The following is a 14,404-nucleotide window of genomic DNA, read 5'->3' as shown; positions in this document are numbered from 1 at the left end:
GTTTGTGCCTTATCTTTTGAATGGACGCTGCGGGTTGGGCTGCGAAGAAAGCGCTGGGGCATCCTTTCTGTGCTTCGACGGCAGCCCCTGGAGCACAGACAAAGATGGCCCTCTTATGTGTTTACTGGCCGCAGAAATGATGGCAGTAGAGCAGTCATCGCCCACAGAGCTGTATGAAAAACTCACAGGCAGGCTGGGTAGCCCGGTGTACCAAAGACTGGACGCGCCAGCCGACGATCAGGTGAGGGCCAAACTTAAGGCGTTAACTCCAGAGAATGTTGTATTGACAAGCCTTGGTGGTTCACCGGTTACCGAGATCATTACCAGAGCGCCTGCCAACGATGCCCCCATTGGTGGGGTGAAAGTTTCCAGTGCTGATGGCTGGTTTGCTGTCCGCCCATCGGGCACGGAACCAATCTGCAAGGTCTATACAGAAAGTTTTAAGGGCGAGGACCATCTGTCTGCTATTCAGAAAGACGCCATTGATTTTATGGAGCACCTGCTTAAATCCTGACAGCGAATCAAAATACATATAGTACAAAAAGTCCGACCCTAGGGCCGGACTTTTTGTTTACATTAAAGAATGCGTACTCCGCTTACTTGATAAAGTAGCCAACAGCTCGCCAAACTCCGTCAGCCTCTTTTTGCATCAGCAAGGCTTCTGATGCACCTTTTTTATTGGCAAAGCTTGTTTGAAAACGAAAAATCGCATACTCGCCATCAGCAACTCCGGGCAGAGTAGCGGTGGTCTCAGAAGATTGAAGCTTCCTGCTTGTTACTTCACCTAAAGGCTGTCGAGCCTTCGGCAAAGTCTTTTCCCAGTCTTTCTGCTCAATACCAGTTTTAAATGCTCCAGCGGCCTGATGCCATGTGGCTTGTGCATCACCTTTGTCTGCAAGAGCTAGCCACGCCTCAGCTGCTTCCGTTGCCACTTCAGGTGCTGTTGTGGCTCCAAAGGCTGCGATACTATGAATACAAAAACCTAAGGCGATCAGAAAAACCAGAAAAAACTTCCGCATTCTTATCTCCTAAAGGTCAACACTCTTTTTTAAAGCCGCAATTTCAGCTTGAGCCAACTGTCGCGCCGTCCCAACAGCAAGCTCCCTCAGCTCCAGCGGCCCTTGTGCTATTCGCTTCAGACTGAGGATTACAAGTCCCAGGTCACGGCACATACGGCGTATTTGACGATTTACACCTTGATGAAGAACCATACGCAACAGGGTACGCCCCTGAAGTAGCCGTATATCCACTTTCACAGGCATAAGCTTTTCGCCTTCAGCCAATAACATCCCACGGCGCATGGTGGCCAACGCCGCCTCTGGCACAGCCCCACGCACAAAAACTTCATAGGTTTTGGGCTGATGATGCCGAGGATGGGTAAGGCGTTGCGCGAGCTGACCGTCATTAGTCAACAACAATAAGCCTTCCGAAAAATAGTCAAGACGCCCAACAGGGTAGAGTCGTAGTTTGCGCAACTGTTCTGGCAGGTAATCCATAACAGTGGGACGCCCTTCAGGATCACTGACGGTGCAGACCACCTGTACTGGCTTGTAAAGCATAAGGTAACAGAAATTTTGTGCGCCAGTGAGCAGTCGGCCATCGACAGCAACCGCGTCTTGTGGCGACACCTGCCTTCCAGGATTGACTTCCGGCACACCATTAACGACCACGCGGCCAGCAAGGATAAATTCATCGGCCTTGCGGCGCGAACATAAGCCTGATGCAGCAATAGCCTTGTTCAGACGCATGGCTGCATCAGAAGATGCCATCGCATCATGAGAAGACAGCTGCGAAACTTTTGGCGTATCGCTTGCACAAACATCAGATCCAGGGGCTGCCTGTGAAGACATTCTTTTCGCAGGTTGTTCAAATTTGCGCCCATTTTTTACGTCAGGACGCGTATCCGTATTGCGTGAAAAGTCGTTTCTATGACTGGATGAGGTTTGCTTTCTTTCAGGCCGTTTTGAATGATTATGAGATGCCACAGTCTTCTCCTTGAATGCATAAGCTATGACTCATGTTGCAGGCAACAGGGGGGAGAGGTCAAGGCTTGTATTGAGGTCTTTTTATACAAAAGTTTACATAATTATCATTATGGGACATTTGAGACAACAATCAAGAGGGGACTCCTTCATCCCAGATCCTCCAATCCCGATGGTCTTTATTTTGAAAAACATCTGCCCTCACGCCTCGCAATCTTTTCAGCTCACCAGTCGCACTTGCTCACAAGACGGCTCTGACGTACAACACAAACCAACGCCAACCAACTTGGCCATGCTTCCAATCAAGGAGTTTTCATGGGCTTTGCCAACAGTGCGTGCAGCTTTACCCGCTTTCGCATACTTGATCCGGTTCCGACTGAACTCTGGTCACAGATCCCCGACAAGCTGAAGCAGTTCGCTTTTCGAGATATTGACGATATTCCTGAAATGCAGGCCCAGGGATGGGTTTGCTATGAAGACATGCTGGACACCGAATGGGTTACTGCACCACCGCAAAAAGGTGCGTATATTGTCTTCTCTTTACGCTTTGATATTCGCCGCATTCCCGCAGGTGTCATCAAGAAACATCTTGCTGTGGCTTTGCGCGACGAAAAAAACCGCATGCATGAACAAGGCAAGACCTTTATTTCGCGGGAGCGCAAAAAAGAACTCAAAGAACAGGTCATGCTTCGGCTGCGTGCACGTTTTTTGCCTATCCCCAGCGAGTTCAACGTGCTTTGGTCCATTGACAGGAACGAGGTTTGGTTTGCTTCCACCCAAAACAAGATGATCGACCTTTTTGTGGAAGAATTTTTTAAAACCTTTGAGCTGAAGCTTGAACAATTGACGCCCTACAATCTGGCGGATTCCATGCTTGATGAGGAAAGCCTTACGCGCCTGGATCAGCTTGAAGCCACACAGTTTGCCCCCCTGTCTTAGCCGCGGAGCCAGCACATGAGTATGCCCTATCTTGGAGAATCCACAGACATTGTTCTTGGCCAGGAATTTTTGACCTGGCTTTGGTACCAAAGCGACACAGCCCCCGGCGCATTTACCGATAAGGAAGGGGCCCCTTTTTCTGTTTCAATGGAACAGCGAATTGTAGTTCAGGGTGGCGAAGGCGACGCGCGCGAGACCGCCTCGGTTTCGGGGTCACTCTCCCCTCTTCGTGAAGCCCGCTTTGGCCTCGGTACTGGCAAAAAAGTCAGCCGCGCCCTTATTCGCCTTGAAAAAGAAGAATTGGCATTTCAGGTATCTCTTAAGGCTGAAGACTTCTGCCTCAACAGCCTGAAAACGCCCAAGCTTGATAAGGGGGACAGTGACGACGATCCTGACGCCCTGCTACTTGAAAAGTTTTACCTCATGGAAGTGTGCACTAACCTTCTTGACGCCCTGTACGCCCGTTTTCTTGGCTTACGGCTTTCTTCCCAATGGGTTAAGGAAGTAGAAGACATGCGCCAGTGGATGACCCGTACTGAATAAAGAGCCGTGATGTCCCCTCAGCCCTCACACACTGGCCGAGCCAGACTGGCTGGCATAATCGCCAACATCCTGCGCAAAATGTTCTGGATGTTGGTGGTGCTATGGGGCATCACGCTTATCAGCTTTTGGGTTATCCACCTTGCTCCTGGCTCGCCAACGGATATGGAAACAACCCTCAACCCTCTTGCGGGGGAAGCTGCTCGACAAAGACTTGAAGCACTGTACGGTCTCGATCGCCCTATCTATGTGCAATATTGGGATTGGCTGCTGCGCCTGCTACATTTTGATTTCGGCAACTCTATGTCGGCGGACTCTCGCCCGGTGCTGACAAAAATTATGGAACGCCTGCCCCTTACCGTGGGCATGAACGTTACAGCCATGATTTTTACCCTGCTCATTGCCATTCCTGTGGGTATCGTCTCTGCTTACCGTCAGAATTCCCTGCTTGACCGCTCTGTAACTGTATTGGTCTTTTTGGGTTTTGCCATGCCTTCCTTTTGGCTGGCTTTGCTCCTTATGATGTTTTTTGGCATCGAGTTGCAATGGCTCCCCATTTCAGGGCTCACATCAATGAACTATGAGCGGTTGAGCCATTGGGGGAAATTTTGCGATCTGGCCAAACATCTGGCTCTGCCGATTCTTGTCTATACAGTTGGCGGCCTGGCCAGCATGTCGCGCTACATGCGTGCCTGCATGCTGGAGGTTCTGCGCCAGGATTATATCCTCACTGCCAGAGCAAAGGGACTCAGTGAAGGGGCCATCATCTGGCGTCACGCGTTGCGTAATGCCCTTCTGCCCGTCATCACTCTTCTAGGATTATCCGTTCCCGGTCTGATTGGCGGCAGCGTCATTATTGAATCCATTTTCGCCCTGCCGGGGCTTGGGCAGCTTTTTTACGCTGCTGTTATGGCCCGCGATTACACGATGATAATGGGCAATCTTGTATTAGGGGCAGTGCTCACACTTTTTGGCAACCTGCTGGCTGACGTGTGCTACGGCCTGGCCGACCCGCGCATCAGAAGTACAAAGGACGACGCCTGATGATGCCCCTTGCTCTCAAAAAGTTGCTTGGTCACCACATCATGCTGTTGCTTGGCTTGCTAATTGTATTTAGCATGTCTCTGGCTGCCCTGCTGGCTCCTTTTATTGCCCCCTACCACCCTGATACGTTGCATCTGGAACATATTCTGGAGCCTCCTTCTTCTCTTTTCTGGCTTGGCACAGACAGGCTTGGCCGTGATGTGTTTTCCCGTCTGCTCTATGGCGGGCGCATATCTCTTTGGGTGGGCTTTGTGGCCGTGGGCATATCCATCAGCATTGGCACCACGCTGGGGCTCATCAGTGGCTATTTCAGACGCTGGGTGGACGAAACCATCATGCGTATTGTTGACGTGATGCTCTGTTTTCCTTCATTTTTTCTCATTCTTGCGGTTATTGCCTTTTTGGAACCAGACCTTACCAATATAATGGTCGTTATAGGTCTAACTTCCTGGATGGGAGTAACCCGCCTTGTTCGCGCTGAAACTCTCAGTTTGCGCGAGCGCGAGTTTGTGGATGCTGCGCGCCTGGCAGGCACGCCAACCAGCAAGATTCTTTTTCGTCACATTTTACCCAATGCCTTGGCCCCAGTGCTTATTACCGCTACACTGGGCGTTGCCGGAGCCATTCTGGTAGAATCGAGCCTGAGCTTTCTTGGGCTTGGCGTGCAGCCCCCAACCGCCAGTTGGGGCAATATGCTTATGGAAGGAAAGGCCGTGATTGAAAGCGCCCCCTGGCTGTCAGTTTATCCGGGGCTGGCCATCCTCATAACTGTGCTTGGATATAACTTGCTTGGCGAAAGCCTGAGAGATATTTTTGACCCGCGGTTGCGACGTTGATAAGCTGCCATGCAGTCTTCAAACTTCAAGTTAAAGATTAACTTTAAATCATAGACGGCGTAAATAATATGCTGGAATACCTGCGAATTCGCAATCTCGCCCTCATAGAAGATATGGAACTGGAGTTCGAGCCGGGCATGAACGTGCTTACCGGCGAAACCGGTGCCGGCAAGAGTTTTATTTTAAAGGCTCTTGGCTTTTTACTTGGCGACAGGCTTTCAGCAGATATGGTTCGCGCAGGAGCAGAGCGCGCTCAGGTTGAGGCTCTTTTCACCCTTGATGGTGAAGATATGGTTCTGCGCCGTGAAATTTTAGCTGAAACCAGCCGAAGCCGCCTGTATATCAATGACGAATTGCGCTCACAGGACAGCCTGCGCGACTTGCGGCCCCGCCTTGTGGCGCACACCAGTCAGCACGCACAGCAAAAACTCTTGCAACCAACGTTTCAGGCACGCCTTCTGGAAAGCGGCCTCGGTAAACCGGAACTACTGCGCGAACGTGACGCCCTGCTCTCCCGTTTGAATGAAACAGCTGCCCAGCGTAAAGCCCTTCTTGAACGCCAGACCGGACTGGCCGAAAAACGCGAACTGCTTGAAATGCAGCAGCAGGAAATTGATAAGGTATCCCCAGAAGAGGGCGAAGAAGAACGGCTGGAAGAAACACGAGCCCAAGCCCGTTCCCTTGAGCATGTCCGCGAAAACTATGAAGAGGCCTTAGCCCTTTTGCACGGCGATGATGCAGAAGGCCTGCTGGACATGCTCAGCCACTTTGAGAAAGTGCTGTCCCGCATGGTTAGGGATGATGACAGCCTGCGCAGTGATGCAGAGGCAGTTAGCGCACTTCGGCAGCAATTGTTCCACCTGGGGGGCCGTTTGCGCCGCCCGCCGCAAATGGAAGAGCTGCCAGATATGGATCAGCTTGAAGAACGGCTTTTTGCCCTGGCGCAACTCAAACGCAAATTGCACAGAAGCTTGCCGGAAATTTTGTCCCTGCGTGATGAAATCGCTGAAAACCTCTCGTTTCTTGACGTGTGCGCTCTTGATCTTGCCCGCCTTGGCAGGGAAGAAGAAGCACTGGCGCAACAGCTTGCACGCATCGTAGAGCAAATTCTTCCCCTGCGGCGTAGCGCGGCAACTGGCATGGCAAGCGCGCTTGAAGAAGAGCTGCGGCAGTTGGGCTTTTCAGAACAGGTGCGGGTTATTCCACACTTTGAGCAGCATGAAATCTGGCCCAACGTCCTTGATGAACGCGGACGCATCCTGTGGGCTCCCAACCCGGGCCAACCGCCGCAACCTCTGGACAAAATAGCCTCCGGGGGCGAACTTTCCCGCTTTTTGCTGGCTCTGGCCAGCGTGCGGCAGGATGAAGAAAATGCCATCTTCATATTTGATGAAGTTGACGCCGGGGTCGGCGGACTCACGCTCAATAAACTGGCTGAAAAACTGTACGCGCTGGCGAGTACCCGCCAGATGCTTCTTATTACCCACTGGCCCCAGCTTGCAGCAAAAGCACGCAAGCACTTTCAGATCAGCAAGACAGTGCGGGACAATGCGACATTCACCCTTTGCCAGCCTTTGAACAAGGCGGCCCGTCACGAAGAACTAGCGCGCATGGCCGGAGGCGGAGCACAGGGCGAGGCAGTAGCCCGCAGCCTTGAGGCAGAATAGCCTGCCAAGCACCATCAGTAATAAATTCGTCTGCCGCATTGAAATCGGCGTCCGCTTAATTTTTCTGGAAGATTTTTCCGAAGTATTTTTGCATATGGCAAAAGCCCCGATCGGGGCGCTTTCCTCCTTATTCTATCTGCTTTTTCATTATAACACCGCAATGGCAAATCGCATCCCGAAGATATTCTTAATATTTTCTAGAATATTTTCTAATGGAGGCTTTTTCAAGCCAATATGGCATTCATCTTGCTTAATATCTGGCACTGTGACCTTACACGGAAAAAATGACCATAAGCATATGCGGGGTAGCCTGTGACACCTGAAAACCAAAACCAGATAAACAGCATGCTCCACGTGCAGTCCGGCAAAGCTTCATCCAATGACCAGCATTTCGAAATATACAACGATGCTCCCTTGGCTGCCCTTGATGAGCCTACCCTTCAAATTTTGCGTGAACTTGAGCGCTCGGGTGGCAGCTTGGTAGAGGCCCTGGAAACCAGACTAGAAATTATGCAAGAGGCCTTTATGGCACAGATTCACAGCCATGTTGAAAAACGCGGCCTGAAGCTTGACGATCGGCTGCTGCTGTATCTTTTGCCAGCAGGTCAGCTGGTAGTGGAAGGCAATGATGACGATGCAGAGAGCTTGTGCCACATTATTTCGCAGCAGCCTCACCTGCAACGGCATTTTCAACAGATGGCCCAAGTGGCCCTGCTCTCTCACGGCCTGACAGTAGCGTCACAGGCGCAGCAGGCGCTTGCAGCAGGGGATGAAATGGCAGAAGAACCGCTGTTCAGCCGATACCACATGTGCCTCAAAGGACCCCTTTCACATTTCTATATCCGCTGACCTTGCCAATTGACCGTAACAGGCTTATATTCCTCTTCCACCATATATGGGGGCGCACTGGTTTCGACGGGGACGTGGAAGCCGTAGCGGCAGGTCGAGGCGCCGCTGGCCTCGTTAAAAGCGGCACACAAGTAATTGCCAACAACGATTACGACTACGCTTACGCTGCCTAATAACAGCGAGGCAAAGACCTTTTAAAGGTCACGTCGTCCAGGGTCATGTCTGATACCCCTGGATGGCGACACTTATCAGACTGGCGGAGACCGGCGCTCACCGGGGTTTTCCGCGAGGAGGTTACCGGCGAGATTGCTGCGTTGCGCCTGTTCAGGGGCCAACAACGTGGTGAAATTTATTCCTGAACTAAACCTGTAGATGCTTCGAGTGGAATGTTCTCGGACGGGGGTTCGATTCCCCCCGCCTCCACCATAACAATGTTTAACAAAGTCCCGCAATGACCCAAAAGCCTTGCGGGGCTTTGCTTTTTAGGACTATTTAGTGTCGCGGTGTATCATCATGTCCGCAGGGACGCTACATACTCAAAAGTGGCAAAAGCGTCAAAAACGATCATTCCAAAGCCAAGTAGGAAAATTACAATAGATCGAGCAAACGACATCCCGTCCTCGACCTTGTTCAATATTCCTTGTTTAATGTCCACGCCTCCCCTACTCCCACATCCACCCACGCCAGATGACACAGGCTAAAACAACGACCACACCCAAACCAACAATCTAAATCTAACAGCCGTACCGCAGGAATCCCACGGTACGACTGTCTTTTCCGTTATTTCTTTTCGCCGTCCGTTTTTTGGACTGGCTCATTAAAAACAGGGACGATGCCATTTACAACAGCAAAATCTGAAGCGACGTTCGAGAGCGTGAATGTTTCTGTGCCCTTTGACTTGACAACGACATTGTTACCCCAAGACGGCAATCCGGCAAAAGGCTTTCCACTGACATAAACCGCGTAAGGAAAAATTTTCGCATCTTTCTCAGTATCATTATTGAAACGGATGTTGACGTAGAGCGCGAGATCTTTTGACATGGCATTTTTTCTTCCATCAGCAATCTTGGCACGGATCTCATCAGAGAGACAAAAGAATACTACGCCGTCTTGGTTGCGAAGGACGCTTACGCCTTTTGGCTTAAAATCTTTTACGTCTGGCGGCAGCGTACCTACGTTCATCTGGGTGAGATAGGTTGCCATAGATTTCATATTTTCACTTTTGCAATCTTCAAATTCGGAGTCGGGAAAAAGTTTTTTTATCAACTCAGTTGTTTTAATGAGGTTATCAGATGGCTTTGTTTTGTCTTGATAGTGAGTGCAGGAAGGAATCTCGACACGAACCGTGGCTTCTATGGTTTTGACTTCTCCAATCAACTGAGATTGTTTGACACGTGAATTATGTTCCAACTTACAACCACTCAGCACGAACACAAAAAGAAGCAAAGGAAACACAAAATATCTCTTCATATCAACCATCTCCCTGTCTAGTATTTATGAATGGAGCCTCTTACAATTTCCAAATCCATCATTTTTTGCTCCAAACAGTTTTTAATTTATAGCTATATGGTATTAAATAAAAAAGCGGAGATGAAAATCTCCGCTTGATTTGCTCGTCGGCATTTGCCCAGCTTGATCGGTCGCATGCATTCCGCTACTTCACCTTGCACTCGTAGATTGCCTCCATTACCCCACTCTCACTAGGCGTGCTGACAGTAAGCTCATTTCCTTTTAGCCATATCTCAAGCGAAACACCATTTGAATACCGACTACCAGAAGCCGACGGCACAAGAGGAAGGGAAAATTCAGTTCCGTCCGGCATTACGACCTTGGCAAACATCAACATGTTGTCACTTGTCGAAAAAAACTGAGCCGCGATGTTTTTCCCATTTGAGCATGAATATGTCGCAGAGTGGTTCTTCTCCACGTAAATTCCGCCACAGTATTTTTGAAAGGCGAAATGCAGCCCAATCACAACAATTACAACCGCAATTAGTATTAAAACAGATCGCAAGATGCAGCCCTCATGACTTCTTTTTAGTAATCAGCACAAGCACCGCAGTTGCCAATGCTGAAGCGAGTAATTTTCTCAAGATCCGCATTTCACCTCTCCCCCTAATACCCCACCATGACCCACATGACGCGGCCAACGATGATCTCTTCCGCCTCTGCAATATCAAGGCAGAAATCTGGATAGCTTTTCTTGTCGGGGTTCTGGGACTTGAAGACAAATTGGTTATTCACGCGATCCACGCCCACACGCTTAATGACAAGCCCTTCGTAAGGAATACGGGCCGCGTAAAGTTCATTGGCAAGAAATTCAGAGCCAAGCTTTAGCCGACAGTGGAGTTGTGCCGGATCAACGGTTCCATACTGTGGCCGCTGGCCTTTAGCGCATAATCTGACTTGTAAAAATACTCCGGCGGCGCTGTCACAGAAAAAAGAGGTTCAACTTCCGCAAGGCAACCGCGGGGCCAGCGCCTGCAACATCATAGACGCTGATCGTTTTGAGGTTATAGCCCTCAATTGGAACCGGCGGATGCCCAGGCAGATTGTGGGCGCTGCGTCTGAAAAAACGACCTGTCCACCGAGATAGGTCAGTATTTTAATAACATTTGCACCGCCGAGGGTGGGCTGTGAGCCATCCAAAAAGCGTGAAATTGCCTTCTGCTGAATCCCGGTTTGCCGAGAAATTTCAGCCTGGGCAACGCCTGACGCCTTAATTGAGTCCCTTAAGGATTCAAAAAATCTTTCTTCATTCTTTATATCTGCCCTAAAATATGTTGTCATAATGATTGTTTTCATAGGTAGCTGTCAATCTATGATTACTATCATAGAACATCCGTATGAGCATTAAGAAATTTCGACAAGACCTTTTAGAGCGGATGCAGTTGATCAGAAAAAGCCAATCGCGCTTGAGCGCTGAGTATCGCGTTCAGCAAGCGAGCCTTTCGAGGTTTCTGTCTGGAAGCAACTGCCTAAATGGCAAAGCAGTCCTAAAACTTTGGCCCTTCGTCTATGGCGAACCCCCTACAGCCCCCTGCCACATCACTCGAATCGGCTGTGCAGGCAGTAGCCCATAAGCAGCGCTGTGGCATGCCCCACAGTCCGCTCTAGCGGCCTCGCTCATTTCTTTGGGGAGTGCGGTACAGGGGTTTGGGAAGCAAGGGCGAAATGACGGTCACAAGTAGGTGGTTGTGCATTGGCGTGATGTGGGCGCCGAAGATGATGGGCGATGAGGATGGAGCCCTCTTCTCTTTTGGCGTACGCAAAAATATTTGGTATGACACAAGCTATGCTTTTTGATGCTTTTGGCACGCTCTGCAAGGTTTGGCCTCCCCAGTGTTTTCGCGGCCTATCATCCTCATGGCCCCCAATCGCCGCTAATGAATTGATACTTGAAAAATCATTCAACCAGGTTTTCAGACAGAAATCTACTCCATGCACCTTTACTCAGGTACCTGGTTGATGCCTAAGAATGCGCGACCTGAAGGAGTGCGATCGGGCGAAGCATGGCCATAGTTCCTATAACTATCGAATATCGCTTGAATATATTCTGCTTGCTTTTAATGGGCTTTTTCTGCATAAATAAATCAAGCTCTAGAGCATCCTCAGAACTGTATATCTATACAAGGAGGAGTCGACCATGTGCAAGAACATCTCTCAAGATGAGGACAGTCCACCCTGCTATATTTGTTGTTAGTCACGCAAGATGCTTGGCGAACAACGCCGATGGGAAGCATTCGATGCCTAAGCTGATTCGAGCTATGGCTATATTCCATACTGATGGAAAATATTGATGGCAGGGCCGGGAAAACTCGGCCCTGCTTAGTTATGAGATTGACAACGATAGAATGGAAAAAAGGTCACAAGTAACAAAAAGAATCTTTATTTACTGCCCAAGCTTTGACAAAGCACGGGCGTGAAGACATCGCAACTTCCCCAGATTGCTTCTGCACAAGACAAATCATCAATTATATAGCGCTCGACGCCACGCTCTCGGCACTACCATAATTCTATAGGCACCTTCCAATAAAAGCAGTAAGGCTCACGACCTCCATGTGGAAACGTGAGCCTTTTGTTTTAGCCAGCTAGCCTATATGTCTTTTGGTGTTTATTACGTCGACAGCCCTGCCGAAGCAGCCCTTTCGGTTCTGCTCTTTGCGGCTTGATCTGTGCCTCCGACCTCAGTTCTGAAGGCTACGCGCCAAGCGGGGTTATGGGCTGCAATCAAGCTTAAAGCTCAGAGTCGCCAAAAGGGGGGCATTTTATTCTTGCACAGCGAACAAAGCGTTCCAGTTCAATTTGTGTCGGCTTCTTACTAGCTTCGTAACTGGGTGGGGATTACCGTCCCAAGGGCATTATGCCAGTTGTAGATCAACCAGATCCAGCTTCACCTTTCTCTTTTGCGAATCGCAGGAGCGCGAGACTGAAACGATATCGCAGTGAACACAGTTACTGGTTACACACCGGGGTATGATGCCAATACTGCCGCGTTCCTTCTCAGTGACAAAAACGCACTCGCCAAATTCGATAGCCGCAGACAAAGCACTCTTTAATCTTTCCATAACAGACCTCCCACAGAGTTTGCTGTTTAGCGTGCGGGATGAGCCGTTTTGGAGCTTAAAACTGTGCTCCGTCACTCTACATGATATCCCATCATCTACACGACCCGGCCCGCGTCTTTTCTGCTATTTCCTGACCCATTTCCATAGAATGAGCATAAGTGCATTTTCATGTTCGCATCAATATACCTAGTAATTTGGTTACTTTTAGTACCACAAACTGTGAACATTATAATGTACCACTAGAATCAGAAAATATTAAAATAATGTGGGATGTTATTTTAATGCATAGTCAGAATGTCAAATTCTGACTATGCCCAGCATAATTTGCCTGTGTGAAATGTTGAAAGAACAAAATAATAGTAACACACCGATTGAGTTGAAATAAATCGCGTTGTGCCCTTGCAATGGCGATTTGTTGCCAGATGTTAAAATATTTTATGAAATATTTGGTAAAACTGGCCGGATATAGCTGAGAAACAAGTCGGCATTGCAGCACAGGAAAAGTCGGCAGTTTATTGTCGAGGGCATAGAGCCTGCTGATCCCAGTTTACCCTTCACCAGGACGGCACTCACCCTGTTGTTCAAACAATGCCAGATCACGTTGCGCCTGCCTTCATCAATGAAAAGAATTCATCACTCTACTGCTCTTTAGTTGCGGTGAAGCGCTACGAAAGCCAATGGCCCATATGCACAACTCCAAACTACCATCCTTTTCTCCTCGTACCGCATTACCTCTGCTCTCCCCCCCATATAAAAGAAACCCAAACAAAGCTCATTACCACCGCCGCACCTCTGTCTCAGCACACGTAAACAGCGCCCCATATAGCAAGGCATGCACTGAGCAGATTCAAGAGATCAAATCGGCACGGCCCGCAAAACGAGTATTTTCACTTTGCGCGCTCCGGCAGCCTTTGCCTAAAGCCACAACAAAAACGGCCTCTGGAGGCACCCCCCAAAGGCCGTCAATCTCTTCTACGGCTGTTAGTGTTCTGCTGTTACAGGTTTGAAATCGGCCACCAAGGAGCAAAGGCGGCTCAACATATCAAGTGGGGCCATAAGCGTGTTCCCCATCTGCTGCACTGAAAAGCCGTCAATTTTTTCATCAGTTTCAAAGTGCTGCATGAGCAGCGCCAAGGTATAAAGCTGGTCATAGGTCTTATCAAACATTTCCTGCCAATTTTCAGCCTTAAGTATTTCAAGCATTTGCTTTTCTTTGGCGAGCATATAGCCGGGAATGCGGAAAGAGCGAATTTCAGGCGGCGCTTTTTCCACAGCAGGTGGTGGCTCGTCTGATTTCATAATGACAGGGGAAGAAAGAGCCAAAAGAGCCTGTGCGGCTTCTTGCAGCTTTTCAGCCAGCCCTGTGAAGTCAGGAAGACCTTGATTGGGGGATAAGGTGCTAGACATGAGGTGCTCCACTGGTTTTTTACTATTGGAGCCAGCAACAACAGCAAGCTCCGGGTGCTAGTAACCGCCAGCGGACGGCGGGCTATTTTCCCTTGCGGGTATTATATTTCGCCCACACCCGGAGATACAATGCGAGAATAGCGCCCTGGAAAGGACGCAATAAAGCCCACAAACTCTCGGGGTGGGAGGCCGCCACTGGAAAACAAGGCGTTACTAGCGCCTGGCTACAGAAACCATATTTGCCCGTCACCGTCAACGCAGTTGCCCCCATTAGGCCGACACTATTTTTCATTTTTCAACTATAAAAAAGAAAATACGCTACAGCTACATAATATTAAAATAAAATGTTATTAGACTTACCCGTCCCCAAGTCATTGCCATCACTGCGTTGCTCAAGGAGTCCATCGGTAGAAAAAATATTTTTAGGATAAATTTTGCCCACCTGTCAGACTTTTTTGGCAACATATCTACATGCATTATCATGATAAATAACACATTAAAGCTTTAAAAAATCATATATGCTTAAATACATTTCTACAAAAAATAGCGTGTGGACCTTATGAAAATGCATA

14 protein-coding genes, 1 other RNA gene and 1 pseudogene are annotated in these 14,404 nt (G+C 49.2%); 9 read left to right on the top strand and 7 right to left on the bottom strand.

Annotated features, from left to right (window positions below):
• A pseudogene (locus tag QM579_RS04605) lies at positions 1-514 on the top strand (alpha-D-glucose phosphate-specific phosphoglucomutase); the annotation flags it as partial.
• Between the two features lie 82 nt (positions 515-596).
• Here the strand turns inward: QM579_RS04605 and QM579_RS04600 are convergent.
• Complete coding sequence (locus tag QM579_RS04600; protein ID WP_414998023.1) at positions 597-1,019, bottom strand: DUF4019 domain-containing protein; 423 nt, start codon at positions 1,017-1,019, stop codon at positions 597-599.
• A 9-nt stretch (positions 1,020-1,028) separates the two neighbouring features.
• Entirely contained in the window at positions 1,029-1,748 is a 720-nt protein-coding gene (locus QM579_RS04595) for a pseudouridine synthase (RefSeq protein WP_414998025.1), read from the bottom strand.
• 549 nt (positions 1,749-2,297) lie between these two features.
• Between QM579_RS04595 and rdgC the strand changes: the two genes are divergently transcribed.
• From rdgC to ssrA, 7 genes are all read left to right on the top strand, one after another.
• Positions 2,298-2,921 (top strand): recombination-associated protein RdgC, encoded by a 624-nt coding sequence (gene rdgC, locus QM579_RS04590; protein WP_414998022.1) that lies wholly within the window; start codon positions 2,298-2,300, stop codon positions 2,919-2,921.
• A gap of 15 nt (positions 2,922-2,936) precedes the next feature.
• Positions 2,937-3,464: a hypothetical protein gene (locus QM579_RS04585; protein ID WP_183719823.1), complete on the top strand. Its 528-nt coding sequence runs from the start codon at positions 2,937-2,939 to the stop codon at positions 3,462-3,464.
• 9 nt (positions 3,465-3,473) lie between these two features.
• Positions 3,474-4,505, top strand: coding sequence for an ABC transporter permease (locus QM579_RS04580; protein WP_414998021.1), 1,032 nt, complete (start codon positions 3,474-3,476; stop codon positions 4,503-4,505).
• Positions 4,505-5,341, top strand: a complete 837-nt coding sequence (locus QM579_RS04575) for an ABC transporter permease (protein ID WP_414998020.1) — start codon at positions 4,505-4,507, stop codon at positions 5,339-5,341. Before QM579_RS04580 ends, QM579_RS04575 begins: the two co-directional genes overlap by 1 nt.
• Positions 5,342-5,409: 68 nt before the next feature.
• Positions 5,410-7,008 carry a DNA repair protein RecN gene (locus tag QM579_RS04570; RefSeq protein WP_414998019.1) on the top strand — a complete coding sequence of 533 codons (1,599 nt, stop codon included), beginning with the start codon at positions 5,410-5,412 and terminating at the stop codon, positions 7,006-7,008.
• Between the two features lie 345 nt (positions 7,009-7,353).
• A complete protein-coding gene (locus QM579_RS04565) occupies positions 7,354-7,857 on the top strand; it encodes a hypothetical protein (protein WP_414998018.1) in 504 nt (167 codons plus the stop codon).
• A 48-nt stretch (positions 7,858-7,905) separates the two neighbouring features.
• Positions 7,906-8,283: a transfer-messenger RNA gene (gene ssrA, locus QM579_RS04560) on the top strand.
• A gap of 354 nt (positions 8,284-8,637) precedes the next feature.
• Here the strand turns inward: ssrA and QM579_RS04555 are convergent.
• The gene (locus QM579_RS04555; RefSeq protein WP_414998017.1) at positions 8,638-9,327 is read right to left on the bottom strand and encodes a hypothetical protein; all 690 of its coding nucleotides are present in this window, start codon (positions 9,325-9,327) and stop codon (positions 8,638-8,640) included.
• Positions 9,328-9,511: 184 nt separating this feature from the next.
• Positions 9,512-9,703, bottom strand: coding sequence for an MliC family protein (locus tag QM579_RS04550; protein ID WP_414998024.1), 192 nt, complete (start codon positions 9,701-9,703; stop codon positions 9,512-9,514).
• On the opposite strand from QM579_RS04550, the gene QM579_RS04545 reads away from it, so the two are divergent.
• Positions 9,616-10,194 carry a hypothetical protein gene (locus QM579_RS04545; RefSeq protein WP_414998026.1) on the top strand — a complete coding sequence of 193 codons (579 nt, stop codon included), beginning with the start codon at positions 9,616-9,618 and terminating at the stop codon, positions 10,192-10,194. The two genes, QM579_RS04550 and QM579_RS04545, sit on opposite strands and share 88 nt — an antisense overlap.
• Before the next feature lie 111 nt (positions 10,195-10,305).
• On the opposite strand, the gene QM579_RS04540 is transcribed toward QM579_RS04545, so the two are convergent.
• From QM579_RS04540 to QM579_RS04530, 3 genes are all read right to left on the bottom strand, one after another.
• Positions 10,306-10,662: a helix-turn-helix domain-containing protein gene (locus QM579_RS04540; RefSeq protein WP_414998016.1), complete on the bottom strand. Its 357-nt coding sequence runs from the start codon at positions 10,660-10,662 to the stop codon at positions 10,306-10,308.
• A gap of 1,556 nt (positions 10,663-12,218) precedes the next feature.
• Positions 12,219-12,425, bottom strand: a complete 207-nt coding sequence (locus QM579_RS04535; RefSeq protein WP_414998015.1) for a hypothetical protein — start codon at positions 12,423-12,425, stop codon at positions 12,219-12,221.
• A 981-nt stretch (positions 12,426-13,406) separates the two neighbouring features.
• Entirely contained in the window at positions 13,407-13,832 is a 426-nt protein-coding gene (locus tag QM579_RS04530) for a hypothetical protein (RefSeq protein ID WP_414998014.1), read from the bottom strand.
• Positions 13,833-14,404: the final 572 nt, after the last annotated feature.

Source organism: Desulfovibrio sp., assembly GCF_047607245.1.
GTDB lineage: Bacteria > Desulfobacterota > Desulfovibrionia > Desulfovibrionales > Desulfovibrionaceae > Desulfovibrio.
Note: the sequence above shows the minus strand (reverse complement) of the source record. Positions and strands in the feature narration are given on the sequence as shown.

What these genes read in the sequence shown, in the direction of transcription:
- QM579_RS04535 (WP_414998015.1), bottom strand. Translation starts at nt 12,425, where the DNA reads ATGGAAAGATTAAAGAGTGCTTTGTCTGCGGCTATCGAATTTGGCGAG.
- QM579_RS04570 (WP_414998019.1), top strand. Translation starts at nt 5,410, where the DNA reads ATGCTGGAATACCTGCGAATTCGCAATCTCGCCCTCATAGAAGATATG.
- QM579_RS04550 (WP_414998024.1), bottom strand. Translation starts at nt 9,703, where the DNA reads ATGTTGATGTTTGCCAAGGTCGTAATGCCGGACGGAACTGAATTTTCC.
- QM579_RS04565 (WP_414998018.1), top strand. Translation starts at nt 7,354, where the DNA reads ATGCTCCACGTGCAGTCCGGCAAAGCTTCATCCAATGACCAGCATTTC.
- QM579_RS04530 (WP_414998014.1), bottom strand. Translation starts at nt 13,832, where the DNA reads ATGTCTAGCACCTTATCCCCCAATCAAGGTCTTCCTGACTTCACAGGG.
- QM579_RS04575 (WP_414998020.1), top strand. Translation starts at nt 4,505, where the DNA reads ATGATGCCCCTTGCTCTCAAAAAGTTGCTTGGTCACCACATCATGCTG.
- QM579_RS04580 (WP_414998021.1), top strand. Translation starts at nt 3,474, where the DNA reads ATGTCCCCTCAGCCCTCACACACTGGCCGAGCCAGACTGGCTGGCATA.
- rdgC (WP_414998022.1), top strand. Translation starts at nt 2,298, where the DNA reads ATGGGCTTTGCCAACAGTGCGTGCAGCTTTACCCGCTTTCGCATACTT.
- QM579_RS04540 (WP_414998016.1), bottom strand. Translation starts at nt 10,662, where the DNA reads ATGAAAACAATCATTATGACAACATATTTTAGGGCAGATATAAAGAAT.
- QM579_RS04555 (WP_414998017.1), bottom strand. Translation starts at nt 9,327, where the DNA reads ATGAAGAGATATTTTGTGTTTCCTTTGCTTCTTTTTGTGTTCGTGCTG.
- QM579_RS04595 (WP_414998025.1), bottom strand. Translation starts at nt 1,748, where the DNA reads ATGCGTCTGAACAAGGCTATTGCTGCATCAGGCTTATGTTCGCGCCGC.
- QM579_RS04600 (WP_414998023.1), bottom strand. Translation starts at nt 1,019, where the DNA reads ATGCGGAAGTTTTTTCTGGTTTTTCTGATCGCCTTAGGTTTTTGTATT.
- QM579_RS04585 (WP_183719823.1), top strand. Translation starts at nt 2,937, where the DNA reads ATGAGTATGCCCTATCTTGGAGAATCCACAGACATTGTTCTTGGCCAG.